Raw genomic sequence first — 14,176 nt, 5'->3', positions numbered from 1 at the left:
AACGAAGGATGATGGAATTTAAGGACTACTACAAGCTTCTCGAGGTTGACCGCACGGCGACGGCCGACGACATCAAAAGCGCCTACCGCAAGTTGGCGCGAAAATATCATCCGGACGTGAGTAAAGAGCCGCAAGCGGAAGCGCGCTTTAAGGAAATCGGCGAAGCCTACGAAGTGCTCCAGGATCCGGAGAAGCGCGCCGCCTACGATCAACTCGGCAATCGCTGGCGAGCGGGGCAGGAATTTACCCCTCCGCCCGAATGGGGCGCGGGCTTCGAGTTCACCTCCGGTGGCGCTTCCGCGGCGGAAGCCGCCGACTATAGCGACTTCTTCTCCACTCTGTTCGGCAACTTCTCCCGTCGCGGCGCATCCACCCGTGCTCACGGCGAGGACCATCATGCCAAGATATTCATGAACCTCGAGGATGCGTTTCACGGCGGAACCCACACGATGACCCTGCGTTCGCCGCAGGCGGATGCGCAAGGCCGGGTGGTGCTGCGGGAGCGGTCGCTGAACGTACAGATCCCCAAAGGCATCCGTGAAGGCCAGCATATCCGGCTGGCGGGGCAAGGCGCCCCGGGAGCCGGCGGAATGCCGGCGGGCGACCTCTATCTCGAGATCTTTTTTCATCCCCACCCCCTGTACCAGGTACAAGGCCGTGATCTGACCCTCTCGTTGCCGCTTGCACCCTGGGAAGCGGCCCTCGGAGCGACGGTCAAGGCACCGACCCCGACCGGCGTGGTTGAAGTCAAAATCCCCCCGGGTTCGCAGAGCGGGCGAAGGCTAAGGCTCAAGGGGCGCGGCATTCCCGGCGAACCGGCGGGGGATCTCTATCTTGTCCTGAACGTGGTCCTTCCGAACGCGGACACGGAGCAGGCACAACAGATCTATCGCACCATGGCGCGGGAACTGGCCTTCAATCCGCGCAAAGCGCTGGGGGTCTAACTATGGATAGGGAGCAGGATCTTGTGACAGGAAGCGTCATCGGTGATGAGGGTGTGCTGTCGATCGAGGAGTTGGCGAGAGCTTGTGGCGCGGAGGTGCAGTGGATCGTCGAATTGGTGGCCGTGGGGGTGCTGGAGCCGCAAGGTGCGGAGGCCTCGGGCTGGCGGTTCCGCGCGACGGATCTCACCTGTGCCCGCCGAGTGGCCCGCCTGCAACGGGATTTTGATGCCAGTCTCGATGCGGCCGCAGTGATGCTTGATCTGCTCGATCAGATCGAACAGTTGCGCGCTCGCCTGAAGCGGGCCGGCCTGGATGCGGAATAGGCTTGCCGCACAAGGGACGCGGGGGAGCCGACTCGTCCGGCCGGTCTCCGGTCACTGCCGTTGCCTGTTTCCGGCATCCGGGCGGCTGTTGGTGTTGTAATGATTGGTACTGTTACGGACCTGAATCATGAGTGATATGACGCGTATCCTATGCCCCCGCTGCCACACCATCAATCGCGTCCCGACAGCACGACTCGCGGATGGCCCTAAGTGCGGCCAGTGCCACGAGCGGCTGTTCACCGGACACCCGCTTGCGCTGACGGCGGCGGACTTTGACCTGCACGCCACCGGAAGCGACATTCCGCTGGTCGTGGATTTCTGGGCGCCCTGGTGCGGGCCCTGCCGAATGATGGCGCCGGCATATGAGCAGGCGGCCAAGATTCTGGAACCACAGATTCGCCTGGCCAAGGTGAACACGGAAGAGGAGCCGTCGCTTGGAGCCCGCTTCGGCATTCAGAGTATCCCGACCGTGATCCTTTTTCGCGGAGGGCGTGAAGTGGCGCGGCAATCCGGGGCCCTCGGCGCGCAGGACATCGTGCAGTGGGTCCGTGCCCGTGCCAACGTGTGATGTCGAACATTGTGCCCCTGGAGCCCTATAGCGTCGGATTCATCTCTCCCGGCCTCTTGATTCCCGAAGCCGCCCCCCCGGCATGGTAGCCTCGTGGTCCATGCCGCACGGGGCCAACGATCCCAGCGGTCTTCTCATTCTTGAATCATCAAGAAGTATTGATATGATGCAGGCACGACGACGACGGCCAAGCGGCGAGAGAACGGCGTGATTCTCTTTCATGCCCTGTCAGAATGGACGATGGGCGTATTGTTCCCTTAATGCGGAAACCCTCAAGCAATTAGATGAGATTGTCCAATCGTTCGACGTCAGCCGGATCGACCCGCAGGCCGAGATCGCGCGCTGCCGGCAACATGTCCTCGACACCAAGGGCAGGGAGCTCGATGCCCAGGGCCGTGCCATGCTGGAAGAAGATTTGCGCTCGCCCTGCACGGAGGAAATCGCGGTGTTCCAGGCCTTCTCCCGCATCATCCGCGAAGCCGGCAGGAAATTCGTCGTGATGGACACGGCGCCGACCGGGCACACCCTGTTGCTGCTCGATGCCACCGGCGCCTATCACCGCGAAGCGACCCGCCATATCGACCCACATCTGCACCACACCACGCCGATGATGCGGCTACAGGACCCGGCACGTACGAAGGTAATGATTGTGACCTTGGCGGAAACCACGCCGGTGCTGGAGGCCGCAGGATTACAGGAGGAGCTGCGCCGTGCCGGCATCGAGCCATGGGCCTGGCTCATCAACAACAGCCTGGCTGCGGCGCCAACCTCGTCACCCTTCTTGAAACGGCGTGCGGCGTTGGAGCTGGCCCAGATTGAGGCGGTGCGCACCCGCCACGCCGGACGTGTCGCGCTCGTACCGATGCAGCCCGAGGAGCCCATTGGCATCGAACGGTTGCGTAACCTCGTCGAACCGCAGAACGCGCCCGACCATGCCGGCGCGACCCGCGAATCATAGAGAGACCCCTCGCCTCAACGTCCATGAACGCAGACCGAAGGGAGGGGTGCCGGTCACCGGGTATTCTCCCTACTCATGGGATGCCTTCTTCTGCCCAGTTCAGTCACGGTCAGAATTGTCTCATGCGAGGGAACCGAACTATGTTAAGGTATGACGGTGCCAGGGGTTCTAATTGTTGCATTCTGCGCCAGTGCCGATCGGACTATTGGCGCAATTGACCCCATCTTCCCTGCTGATTCTTGGCCGTGGACCATGAAGTTATTGTCTGTACAAGATAAAATAGGTGTTGATCGTGTGTGGGGCTAAGGCATGCCCATTGCTCCGTATCTCTGTATAGGTAAGTAATCCGTCTGCCTGATGGAGTGGGGGAGCCGGAATGGTAGGGACAGGATTGAGGTAAGGCGCCGGGTCGTAAATCCGGCCTGATGGGACTCATGGATGGATGCTGCTGAGAGAGGTTCTACATGCCCCGGAGTTCACCGCTGCCATTCTTATTCTTTAGCGGAAAAAAGCTCTTTCTTAAAGGCGTGGGCCTCGGGCTCCTCTCTGTTCTGTTTTCGGGCGGCTGCGCGGAGGTTGAACAGCGCCATGGCGAACAGCGGCCCAATCCCTATTTGACGCCGGATACCAGGCATCCCATTCCATTGCCGCCACCGGCAGGAAAAGAACATCGCGCGGTGATGTTGCAGCATCTGGAGACCATTCAAGTGATCATGAACGCGCTGGTTGAAGAGGACTTTGAGCTGGCGAAGGGGCTGACCGAAACGCATTTGGGTTTCTTTATGCATCGGCAGGCGATGGTGAGTCAGCAGCCGGAGAATTTTCCGCCGGCCTATCACGACCTGGCCATGGCACATCATGAGGCGGCGGAGGAGCTTGCGCGCATCATTCCGACGAAAGACCTGAAGCAGATCCTGCCGCAGTTTAATAACGTGCTGAAGGCCTGCGTGGCCTGTCACTTGGAATTTAAAGTCAGGAGTGGATCCTGAGGGAGGTGTCGTGAGACTTGCGAGAGGAGGGGGGAGTGCGAGAATGGTCCGCGATTGCATCTATGCGAGTCGCGTCAGCCACGCCCGGCTCGCTCGAGATTTGCGAGGAAGGCGGACATGGGGATTATCGTGCCGACCATAGAGGGGGGGGGATGAGTGAAAGGACAATCAGCTCGTATTATGAGGAGGACCATGACCGGTTGGACGAGTTGTTCAAGGCGTTCCAGCAGTTGAAGCGGTCCGACTTTCCCAAGGCCAAGGAGGCGTTCAAGGCATTCGAGGCTGGTCTGCAGCGGCATATTGTGTGGGAAGAGGATCTGCTGTTCCCTCTGTGGGAGGAGAAAACCGGCATGACCGAAGGCGGGCCGACGTTCGTCATGCGCGGTGAGCATCGTCTGATCGGGCAGCAGCTCGAAGCCATTCATGACAAAGTGGCCGGGGAGAATCTCGATAGCGATGAGGAGGAACAGATGCTGGTGAGTCTGCTCCGTTCTCACAACATGAAAGAGGAACGGGTGCTGTATCCCTCCATCGATCAGGTGACCAGTGCGGAAGAGCGTGAAAAGGTGTTTCGTGACATGAAGAACATTCCGGAGGACCGGAATCACGGCTGTTGCGGGGAGCATTGACGGAGAGCGATGGGAGGGGTGATCTGATGATTGGCTCAATTCGCAAGATGCTTGGAAGATGTTCAGTCGCAGGCGTTCTACTCATGGGCTGGTTGGGGATTCAGCTCGCATACAACAGCGACGCGAGTGTCTGGGCCGGTTCCCAGTCGTCGACCAAGGGGGCGAAGGGGGGGGAGGGCGATCCCGAACGGGGGCGAGCGGTCTTCAACGGCAAGGGCGCCTGCTCTTACTGCCATGGCGTCGATGGGTATCGAGATCAGCCGCCTCAACTCGAGGCCGACACCGTTGCGCTCATCGCGCAGCTCAACCCTCCGCCAGCGGACCTCAGGAATCGGAAGACGCTCCGATTGACCACCGACAAGGCCCGGTTCAATGCCATACGTGAAGGTCATCCCGGCACGGGGATGTTTCCGGACACGACGATGACGGCTCAGGAACTCACCGACACGCTGGCCTATCTGGAGGTGCTCCGGAAGGAAGGCTCCGCGAAGCGCAAATGACGCGGAGCTTCCGGGACAAAAGGAGGAGAAAACAATCTATGCCGATGAACAAGTTGTTGGCCTGCGTTGCCCTCTCCGCATTCGTCCTGGGCTCTGCCATCAATGTGAACGACAGTCTCGCTCAAGCGAAAGACGGCGGCACGCAGAGGGCGGACAGGAATAGTTCATCCGGGAATGCGGCGAAGTATCCCGCGGGGGACAGCACGCGGGGCGAGGGGCTCTACAACGCGAGCTGCATCGTCTGCCACGGCCCGCAAGCAGTCGGTGGCATCGGTCCGCGATTGGCCGGCAACCCCGTGCTGTCGAACGAGCCGGCCTTCTGGAAGGTCGTCTACGAAGGGCGACATGTGATGCCGCCTTTGAAGGGGACCGTCACCGAGCAGCAGATGGCCGACATCCAGGCCTGGCTGAAGACGCTACGGTGACTCATATAGCCCAATTTCTTCCTTAGCCTCAATCCACAGTTTCTGCGTTGGGCCACAAATGTGATGGTCATGAAAATCCGGCAGGCGCAGGCGCGGTGCGACTTTGAAGACATCCCGCCGGGAACCTATGCGATGGCCGTCATTCATGATGAGAACATGAACGGCAAACTCGATACCCATTTGCCGGGAATCCCGACGGAAGGCTACGGGTTTTCCAATGACGCCCAAGGGCTCATCGGTGCACCCTCATTGTCCGCCGCCAGCTTTCCGTACAAGGAGGAGAACCTCGATCTGACGATGAGTCTGCGGTACTGAATGCCGGAGGTTGGAATCAGGGAGGCTGACTCCTGCCATTCCTCTCATAGTTGACAAGGTCTTCCCTGACTTACTGTATGAGTCAAGATGGCCAGCTTGCGCCGGGGCCAATGGAATCAGAATTGATACTGCAGTGGACTGGTTTTGATTCTTGCTGAGGTGCCCAGAGGTCTCAAGTCGATACCCTCTGACAGTTAGAAAGCTAAAGGATGCATTGTGTGTTGTTGCGAAGTGCAGCAACGAATAGCGGCGGTGTGTAGATAATTGCCCCCTCCAGCCAGCCTTTGTTGTTCCCTTGGATTCTAGGTTGCATCATTTATTGTGGAATTCTGAATGAAATATGGCGTTGCGCGGAAAGGAAGAGAGTAGGTCTAGTAGTTGCACTTAAGTCTCTCCGAGTGAGCGGTTCTTATCAATTCATGGGGTAATTATTGTTTGGCCGGCATGGAAGCCGGAGAAAGGGGTGTCTTGTATGAGGCGAATGAATTACGGACTTGGGCTATGTGCTGTCGTAGCGGGGGTGTTGTGTCTGGCGGTATCTGCTCCTCAGGCCCGGGCAGAAATGTATATCGCAGGTCAGGTGGGTGCGACGCTGCCGAAAAGCCTGAGCGGTATTGAACTTACTGCAGGAGGGGCAACCGGAGGCATTGATGACTTACAGTTAAACGACTCAGTGATGTACGGGGCCAAGTTGGGCTATTACTTTGAATCAATCAAGTGGCTTGGCGTGGAAACGGAAGTGTTCAACTCTAATCCTAGTGTTAAACAGAAAGACTTTGGAAATGGTCTCATTCTGCCAGGCCAAGACTTCAGGGTTCTGACCTGGGCTCCCATCAACGTCCTTGTCAGGTTGCAAATGGGGAAGTTCGAGCCTTACGCGGGAGTGGGCTTAGGCGTGTTCTTCTCGCATCTTTCTGGCCCATCCGGTTCGAGCTCAGGGACGGATGTCGGCCTGAATACGCAACTGGGGCTGAGGTTTCGGGTGTCGGACCACGTAGCTCTCTTCGGAGAATGGAAGTACAACTACGCCAATATTAACCACTCTGATGTGATTGGGAATGGTGGGGTCGACCTCTCGGCAAACTACAACGCGAATCATCTTGCGTTCGGCGTAAGTTACCACTTTTAAGAAGTCCTTTCTCTCATGAGCCTTGTCCGGAGAGGCTCCACTTTGTGGTCGGCTCGCGCGTTCCTCCTGGAGTCGGCCACAAAGCCTCCTGGTCGTTCACTGTGGCAGTTGCCGGGCGTGGTATGTCAATGCACTGAGTAGCCGAGAGGAGGGCCTCAGGAGGGGCTCCCGAGGCTTTCAGCCTGGGCCTACTTCACGACACGGATCCTCGCATCCACGATCCGGCAGCCTTGGCCTGGCGGCAGGGCGAAGATCGGATTCAAATCCAGTTCGCTGATCTCCGGAATTTCTTCGACGAGGCGAGAGAGACGCAACAGCACCTCTTCGATCGCCGCCACATCCGCTGCAGGATGACCCCGGTAGCCTTGCAGCAATCGATAGCCCTTAATCTCTCGCACCAACTGCGCCGCATCGCGGTCGGTCAACGGCGTAATCCTGAACCGCACGTCGCCGAGGATTTCCACGTGAATGCCGCCAAGACCGAACGCAATCAAAGGTCCGAAGAGCGGGTCATGCGTCACGCCGACCATCACTTCCGTGCCGCCGGACAGCATCGGCTGCACGAGCACTCCTTCCATCGCATCGAGTTGGTCATCCTGCGCAAGCCTGGCCCGAATCGCTTCGAACGAATTCCGCACGGCCTGTTCATCAGCCAGGTTCAGATGCACGCCGCCTATCTCGGTTTTGTGCAGGATCTGGTGTGACGCAAGCTTGACCGCGACGGGAAACCCCGCTTCATGTGCCAGGGCCACCGCCCGGTCCGCGGTTCTTGCGACTCCGCCCTGCGCCACGGGGAGTTTCGCTGCGGCGAGGAGGGCTCTGGTGTCTTCGACGGTCAGCCAACCGGGCCCTTCGTGAGACAGGGTTGTGGCGCAGATGGCTCGCGCGGTGGCGAAGTCCATATCGTCGAAATCCGGAATCATGCCGAGCGGCTTGCTGCGCCATGCGTCGTACCGGCGGGCTTTGCCGAGCACGACCGCCGGATGTTCGGGCAAGGGAAATGTGGGGATCGTTTCGCCTGCCGCCTGGAAGGTTCGTTCGAGGTCGCCTTCAGCCATCCAACAAATGTAGATAGGGATGTCTATGCCGCCGGCTTGTCTGGCGGTGGAGATCCCGCGCAAGATCCCGCTCGCAATGCCTGCTGCGTCGCCGACGGTCACGGACATGTAGAGGACGATCAACGCATCGACTTCCCCGGAGGCGAGGAGGGTGGTAATCGCTTGCGTGTAGTGGTCCGGAGCGGCGGAGGCGATCAGATCGACCGGGTTTTTCACCGAGGCGGCGGGAGGCAGGAAAGCCGTCAGGGCCTCGGTGATCGCCTTGGACAGTTCGGGGACGGACAACCCGCCCGCTTCGCAGGCGTCGGTGCAGAGGATGGCGGGGCCGCCGGCATTGGTGATGATGCCGACGCGTTGTCCCTTCGGCAGGGGTTGCTCGGCAAGCCCACGGGCCAGGGCGAAGAGCTCATCCAGGGTGTCTGCGCGGATCACACCGGACTGCTGGAAGAGCGTGTCCACGGCCACCTCGCTCGATGCGAGCGCGGCGGTGTGGGAGCTGGCCGCGCGCCGTCCGGCAAGGCTCCGGCCGGATTTGATCGCCACGATCGGTTTGCGGCGAGCGACGCGACGCGCAATTCTCGCGAAGCGTCGGGGATTCCCGAAGGACTCCAGGTAGAGGAGAATGAGGTCGGTGGAAGGGTCGTCCTCCCAATATTGCAGCAGATCGTTGGTGGAGACGTCGGCATTATTTCCCAGGCTCACAAAGGAGGATACTCCCAGTTGCAGCCGATGGGCCGCGGCCAGGATCGCGAGCCCCAGCGCGCCGCTCTGCGAGGCCATGGCCATGCGGCCGGCGGGAGGAAAGGCCGACGTGAAGGTGGCGTTGAGACGGATGGCCGGATCGGCATTCAGCAGCCCGAAGCAGTTCGGCCCGATCATGCGCATGCCCTGTTGACGGACCGCCTCCAGCAGACGGTCCTGGGCCTGCTTTCCGTCAGGGCCTGATTCGGCAAAGCCGGAGGAGATCACGATCACGGAGCTGATGCCTTTGCCGGCACAATCGGTGAGGACGGGCAGGACCGAATCACGGGGCACGACGATCACCGCCAGATCGACGACGTCGGGGATCGCGGCGACGGAGGAGAAGGCGGTCAAGCCGGCTATGGTCGCCGCCTTGGGGTTCACCGGATAGATGAGGCCGGTAAATCGGTTGACGGCGAGGGCTTCCACGATCCGGTACCCGATGCTCTTGGGATCGCGGGACGCTCCGATCACCGCCACGGAGCGGGGATAGAAGAACGGGCGGAGGGAGGCGGTCGTGGCGATACGCTCGCGCAACTCCAGGCGGGTCGCCGTGTGTTCGCTCGGGTGCAGCGAAAGCTGGACTTGCATGTCGCCGCCTTCATAGGATTCGTGGATCGGGTACCCGGATTCACGGAAGACTTCCCGCATGGCCACATTGTCCGTATGGGTGACCGCCCACAGTCTGGTGAAGCCCCGGTGTATGGCCAGCATCGCCAGCCGTTCGAGCAGGATTGTTCCCAGGCCTTTCCCATGAAAGTCGTCGGCGACTGCCATGGCCACCTCGGCCTCGTCGGCGGTCCGCGCCCAATAGGAACCGGCGGCGATGATGCGCGGCTGTCCGGCGATGGTCCTCGTGACCGCGACGGTGAGTTGCTTGGCGGGGTTCGAGGAATCGCAGAGCGACGCCATGGTGTCCGCAGGGGGACCGGTTTCAGAAAAGAACCGATGGCGCCTGGATGCGGGGGACAACCGGTTGATGAAGGCTTGCATCATCGCCCGGTCCTCCGCATGGGTGGGGCGGATAGCCGCGGTCGTGCCGTCGCGCAGGATGACCGGTCCCGATTCCGGACTTCCGGAGGCCGGAGGCGGTTGGAACAACGGGTGGATCTGCTTCATATCCGGCCACCCCCTCGATCGGCCGCATTCACTATCGCGGCACAGTCGCCGATAACCCCAAGGACAAGCGGGAGCGGCATGGGGATCCCGGTCGGGTGGGGGAGGGGCGGAATGATCGATCCGGTAACGCCTCCTCCCTGCAGCGATTCGAGGAGACGGTGCCGGATGCGTGAGGGCTGGCGTGACGCGCCGCCGGCGGATCGCAGGCGAACCAATGCCGTCAGTGAGTGCGCCGGTTGAAATGCTGTCGGATGTCCCATATGAACCGCATGAGCCAATGTTATTCCTCAGTGGCCGGTCAATCCCGGCAGAAACGAGACGGCAATCGAAATGGCGATCAGGACGATGATGATCCACTCCAGCAACTCCATCCGCCAGGAGGCGGCGCTCTCGGTCATTTTCCCGTAGATGCTGTCGAGCGTGTGGAGCTTGCGGGAGATGCTGGCGTCCCACGATTCCAGGTGAAAGCGCTGGGAGATCAGCCGATGCACGCGGGCCAGATACTGGTCGCCGAAGAGTTTGAGCGTGTTGGTGACTTGCTCGAATAAAATCGCGCTGTCCACCTGAAGTTGAGCGATGCGGCGGACGTCTGTGCGCGCCGTTCCCGGAAACCAGGGAAGGTCCCAGCGTCGCTTGGACGAGGCGTGATAGGCTTGATCCAGCGCGAGATCGAGCTGCTGATCGAGAAACCGCATTTCAAGCAACTCCACGTTGGCGAACTCTATCACCGCCACGACATCCTCCATGTTCCGGCCGTAGATGAGCGTCGCGTTCCAATCAATGATCGCGACATCATCCGAACCGAACGAGATCCGCTGGCTGACGGAGTCGTGGACTTCCTGTTCTGCCAGTTCCAGGGTTTCCGACCGGAGGAGTTGCGCGAGAGGCTGGGCGAACCCGGTCAGCAGCGTGTCCGGAGCGAGGGAGGGGGTGGCCTGTTCAATGTGCACGATCACATAGTCTTCCACGAAGTCGGCGATATGAGGGCGCTCCGCGGCATCTCCGAGTCCGGTCAGGAGTTCCTCGATCCGGCGGCGGGAATCGCTCAGGAGCGCCTCATTCTCATAGAGGTCCTGGCTCAGCGTGCCCAGCGAGCTGAATGGGCCTTGGAGTGGAAGACTGTAGGACACGCACACGGCGCCGAAGTCGTAGAGCAGCATATCGACGACGGGCCCGGTCCGGTGCTGGCCAATGGCGACCGGTTCGATGTCGGCCGTAATACGCAGCGGCGCCGGCGTATAGTCGAAATAGGCCGGGGCCCGCCGTTTGTGTTTGAGTCGGCTCCGTTCCGTGATGGCCGTGATTCGGCGTTCGGCTCTATTCAGGTCGACGGAGCGGGCAATGTCATAGGCAAACAGCACGAAACAGGTTCCCCGGTCCACGTGAAACCCTGTAGGGGGAGGAGAATTCGCCGGAGTTGTCATGGGGCGCTCCTGACGGGAGAGCGGCAAGGTAACAGACCCGGGCCGCACAAATCCTTATGGAACAGGAGGCTCAAGGATACGAACTCACCGTGGATCATATGGATACCCGGACGGCTCTGTGAAGACACGAGAGGGCGCATGCTTACCATCACATAAGCCACTTGGGTTCAAGAAGCAAGATCGCGCCTAAGCCGGCCATCACCAGGCCGCTGGTCAGCTTCAGCCAGCGGCCTGCGCGTTCTTGTAATTTCCTCCGGCTCAGCGTGACGACCGCGAGAATGACCATGAGGGTGTCGTCGAAGATATAGGCCAGGTTGTATAGGCCGAGGTACCCATAATATTCCCACATGGGCATCTGCCGAAGGGTCAGAATCTGCGTATAGAGGGCCGGGAACCCGGCAGTACACAGCAGTTCGATGAGGTTCACGAATCCCGCCAGGATCACGATACCTGCGAGCGCGCCGGCGAGATGCTCTGCTTGGAGGATGCTTCGGACACGGGCGTACAGTCTCGGCTTGGCGGATTCGGGAATTCTCAGCGAGAGGCCATGATGCAGCGCAAAGAAATCCTTCACGTTGACCGCTCCTACGAAGAGGGCGATGCTCCCGAGACCGATTTGGAGGGTGCGTGAGAGGCCAATCAGGAGAAAGGTATTCAGCCAGGCCGCCATGAAGGCAAAATACACCAGGCCGCTGACAAGGACGAACGTCCCGGCGATGAGCGCCATCCTCCGCCGGTCTTGGAGGTTGACGAGCAACGACAGGAGGAAGAGCAGCACCCACATGGCGCAGGGATTGACCCCGTCCAGGAGTCCGATGACGATGGTGAACAGCGGAAGGCCCAGGTCCCTGACGCGAAGCTCGCCGAACCAGCCTGTCCGGATACTTTCAACGGCTTGAGGCCGTGAGGCGCCTTGGGCTTGCCGGTCGAGCCTGGCGCGAATCTCTGCTCCGGTCGTGTCGGATGAGCGAAAGCCCACGATGAGTTCCGAGGCGATGAGGAAGGTGGGGACGCCGATGCCGGTGATCCCCCGTTCAATAGCCAGTGTCGCAAGCCGCTGCCGCGCGACCGGATTCTCAGCCACGTCATGGATGGCGACCTGAAGCGAAGGGCGCTCATGGCGAAGTTCATCGAGAAAGATCTTTGCCGCTTCGCAGTGGGGACAGCCGGCGCGAACAAAGACTTCGAGGTCCGGAACCGGCTCGCCGGCTTGGACCCTTGTCCCGCTCCCCGGGACGAGCAGGACAAGGCAGATGCCGATGGTACGGGCGATCCCCCATATGCCTTGAGGTGGAGAGAGCACAATATCTCGCTAGCCGACTGTGTTGATCCGCGCCATGCTTCTGATAGACGACAGCACATCCGACTTGGAAACCATGACAGGCCGATCCCGATCGGTCCCGATGAGGACCTTGAGAATCGGTTGATCGGTGGTAAAGGCGGAGAGAGTCATCTCACTCGCTTCCCTGATAACTGCTCCACGCAGCCATTGAGCGTGCCGTATTTCGGATAGTCGGCTTCCGGGATCTCCACGCCGAAGGTTTTGTGGATCATGATCACAAAATTGAGAAAGTCCATCGAGTCAATATCCAGCTGATCACGGAAGCTGACGCCGGGCTTCAAGGCCGTCAGATCCGCCTCCGGCGCGATCTCGCCAAGGAGGCGAAGGACTGTCTGTCTGATTTCATCCGGCGTGACCTGGTTGTTCATAGCTGCCCGGGCTCCTGCAATAAACGATCGACGATTGAAAGAAAGACTCCGCCGCGGTGGCCGTCGGTCACGCGATGATCCGCGGACAGGCTTGCGGTCACGACCGGCCTCGAAACCACCTGTCCATCGACAACCCAGGGCCGCTCCGCAACTTTTCCGAAACCGACCAGGGCGACCTGCGGCGGATAGATGACGCCGAACACGGTGTCCACGCCCTGCTCGCCGAGACTGGTGACCGTGATGGTGGGATCGGATAATTCCGAACTCCGCAAGGTTCCCGCACGGGCCCGCTTCACGACATCATGGAAGTTGTTCATGAGTTCACCGAGGCTGCGCTTGTCCGTGTGGTGAATGGCCGGCGCGACGAGGCCTCCCTGCCGGAGGGACACTGCCACACCGACGTGGATGTCGGGGCTCTGAATGGCGGCATTGTCTTTCCACAGCGCGTTCAACTCCGGCACTTCCCGCAGCGCCAGGGCCACGGCTTTCATAAGCAAGACGGCGGATAACAGCCGATCCGTCACCGGCCGTTTAAGGTTTTCTTCTTTGAGCCACGTCAGAGCCCGGCCCATGTCGATAGTGGTGCTCAGATAGTAATGAGGGATCTCCCGCTTCGATCGTGCCATCGCCGCTGCTATGGTCTGTCGCATCCTGGCCTGGCGATCGCCGGTTTCTGTGGAAGCGGCAAGAGGTGAGGGGCGAGGGGCGAGCGGCGGGATCGTTTCTTCACCTCCTGCCCCGGGCCTCTGGCCACGAGCCTCCGCGACGCGCAGAATGTCGTCGCGGGTGATGGCGCCGTCCGGACCCGTGCCTTGAACAAAAACAGGATCCACGCCTAATTCACCGGAGAGCGTTCGCGCCGCAGGCGAGATGCGCAGCCGTCCCGGTTCTGTCACCGGTGCCGCAATCGGCGGAGGTGCAGGAGAGCGCGATGACACCGTTGCCTTCGGCGGGGTTGTCTGCACGGGAGGCGCGGGTGCGGGGGCTTGCGCGACAGGTTGAGCGTGAGCCCCCTCTTCCCGGATGATTGCCATGACCTTGCCCACGGGAATAGTCTCGCCGGGTTTCGCGAGCAGTTGTTCGATGATCCCTGTGTGGAAGGATTCAATCTCGATCGCGGCCTTCTCGGTATCCACTTCCGCGATGATCTCACCCTTGCTCACCCGATCACCCGCCTTCTTTTTCCATTCGATGAGCGTTCCTTCGGTCATGTCTGAGCCGAGGGTCGGCATCACAAACTCAGCCATCTTTGAACCTCGTGAACCGTCATCCGTCACGCGTCAATCGTTTCAGATCACATCCGAAATGCGAATGACGTACGACGAGACAGCGAACAAAAAAGAC

General features: G+C 60.4%; 16 protein-coding genes. 10 read left to right on the top strand and 6 right to left on the bottom strand.

Going from position 1 to position 14,176, the window contains the following annotated elements:
* Window positions 1-11 precede the first annotated feature (11 nt).
* From ACO9S2_RS14545 to ACO9S2_RS14500, 10 genes are all read left to right on the top strand, one after another.
* Window positions 12-944 carry a DnaJ C-terminal domain-containing protein gene (locus ACO9S2_RS14545; RefSeq protein ID WP_423723118.1) on the top strand — a complete coding sequence of 311 codons (933 nt, stop codon included), beginning with the start codon at window positions 12-14 and terminating at the stop codon, window positions 942-944.
* Between the two features lie 23 nt (window positions 945-967).
* Window positions 968-1,267, top strand: coding sequence for a chaperone modulator CbpM (locus ACO9S2_RS14540; protein ID WP_423723094.1), 300 nt, complete (start codon window positions 968-970; stop codon window positions 1,265-1,267).
* Between the two features lie 127 nt (window positions 1,268-1,394).
* Window positions 1,395-1,835 carry a thioredoxin TrxC gene (trxC, locus tag ACO9S2_RS14535; protein ID WP_423723093.1) on the top strand — a complete coding sequence of 147 codons (441 nt, stop codon included), beginning with the start codon at window positions 1,395-1,397 and terminating at the stop codon, window positions 1,833-1,835.
* 220 nt (window positions 1,836-2,055) lie between these two features.
* Window positions 2,056-2,793 (top strand): ArsA-related P-loop ATPase, encoded by a 738-nt coding sequence (locus ACO9S2_RS14530; protein WP_423723092.1) that lies wholly within the window; start codon window positions 2,056-2,058, stop codon window positions 2,791-2,793.
* A 464-nt stretch (window positions 2,794-3,257) separates the two neighbouring features.
* Complete coding sequence (locus tag ACO9S2_RS14525; RefSeq protein ID WP_423723091.1) at window positions 3,258-3,782, top strand: cytochrome c; 525 nt, start codon at window positions 3,258-3,260, stop codon at window positions 3,780-3,782.
* A gap of 152 nt (window positions 3,783-3,934) precedes the next feature.
* Window positions 3,935-4,411: a hemerythrin domain-containing protein gene (locus ACO9S2_RS14520; RefSeq protein ID WP_423723090.1), complete on the top strand. Its 477-nt coding sequence runs from the start codon at window positions 3,935-3,937 to the stop codon at window positions 4,409-4,411.
* An 83-nt stretch (window positions 4,412-4,494) separates the two neighbouring features.
* Window positions 4,495-4,911 carry a c-type cytochrome gene (locus ACO9S2_RS14515; RefSeq protein ID WP_423723089.1) on the top strand — a complete coding sequence of 139 codons (417 nt, stop codon included), beginning with the start codon at window positions 4,495-4,497 and terminating at the stop codon, window positions 4,909-4,911.
* A gap of 38 nt (window positions 4,912-4,949) precedes the next feature.
* Complete coding sequence (locus ACO9S2_RS14510; RefSeq protein WP_423723088.1) at window positions 4,950-5,336, top strand: c-type cytochrome; 387 nt, start codon at window positions 4,950-4,952, stop codon at window positions 5,334-5,336.
* Between the two features lie 60 nt (window positions 5,337-5,396).
* Window positions 5,397-5,651 carry a DUF2141 domain-containing protein gene (locus ACO9S2_RS14505; RefSeq protein ID WP_423723087.1) on the top strand — a complete coding sequence of 85 codons (255 nt, stop codon included), beginning with the start codon at window positions 5,397-5,399 and terminating at the stop codon, window positions 5,649-5,651.
* 481 nt (window positions 5,652-6,132) lie between these two features.
* The gene (locus tag ACO9S2_RS14500; RefSeq protein ID WP_423723086.1) at window positions 6,133-6,780 is read left to right on the top strand and encodes an outer membrane beta-barrel protein; all 648 of its coding nucleotides are present in this window, start codon (window positions 6,133-6,135) and stop codon (window positions 6,778-6,780) included.
* A gap of 188 nt (window positions 6,781-6,968) precedes the next feature.
* Here the strand turns inward: ACO9S2_RS14500 and ACO9S2_RS14495 are convergent, their stop codons facing one another.
* The 6 genes from ACO9S2_RS14495 to ACO9S2_RS14470 form a co-directional block, all read right to left on the bottom strand.
* Entirely contained in the window at window positions 6,969-9,698 is a 2,730-nt protein-coding gene (locus ACO9S2_RS14495) for a GNAT family N-acetyltransferase (protein WP_423723085.1), read from the bottom strand.
* A 287-nt stretch (window positions 9,699-9,985) separates the two neighbouring features.
* Entirely contained in the window at window positions 9,986-11,122 is a 1,137-nt protein-coding gene (locus ACO9S2_RS14490) for a hypothetical protein (RefSeq protein ID WP_423723084.1), read from the bottom strand.
* A gap of 148 nt (window positions 11,123-11,270) precedes the next feature.
* Window positions 11,271-12,425, bottom strand: a complete 1,155-nt coding sequence (locus tag ACO9S2_RS14485; RefSeq protein ID WP_423723083.1) for a glutaredoxin family protein — start codon at window positions 12,423-12,425, stop codon at window positions 11,271-11,273.
* A 9-nt stretch (window positions 12,426-12,434) separates the two neighbouring features.
* On the bottom strand, window positions 12,435-12,575 hold the full coding sequence (locus ACO9S2_RS14480; protein WP_423723082.1) for a hypothetical protein: 141 nt from the start codon (window positions 12,573-12,575) through the stop codon (window positions 12,435-12,437).
* On the bottom strand, window positions 12,572-12,832 hold the full coding sequence (locus ACO9S2_RS14475; protein WP_423723081.1) for an acyl carrier protein: 261 nt from the start codon (window positions 12,830-12,832) through the stop codon (window positions 12,572-12,574). Before ACO9S2_RS14475 ends, ACO9S2_RS14480 begins: the two co-directional genes overlap by 4 nt.
* Entirely contained in the window at window positions 12,829-14,079 is a 1,251-nt protein-coding gene (locus ACO9S2_RS14470; RefSeq protein ID WP_423723080.1) for a dihydrolipoamide acetyltransferase family protein, read from the bottom strand. The genes ACO9S2_RS14475 and ACO9S2_RS14470 overlap by 4 nt, the downstream gene beginning before the upstream one ends.
* Window positions 14,080-14,176 lie beyond the last annotated feature (97 nt).

Origin of the sequence: Nitrospira sp. NS4 (genome assembly GCF_049546785.1) — a bacterium.
In the GTDB taxonomy this organism is placed as follows: domain Bacteria; phylum Nitrospirota; class Nitrospiria; order Nitrospirales; family Nitrospiraceae; genus Nitrospira_D.
Note: the sequence above shows the minus strand (reverse complement) of the source record. Positions and strands in the feature narration are given on the sequence as shown.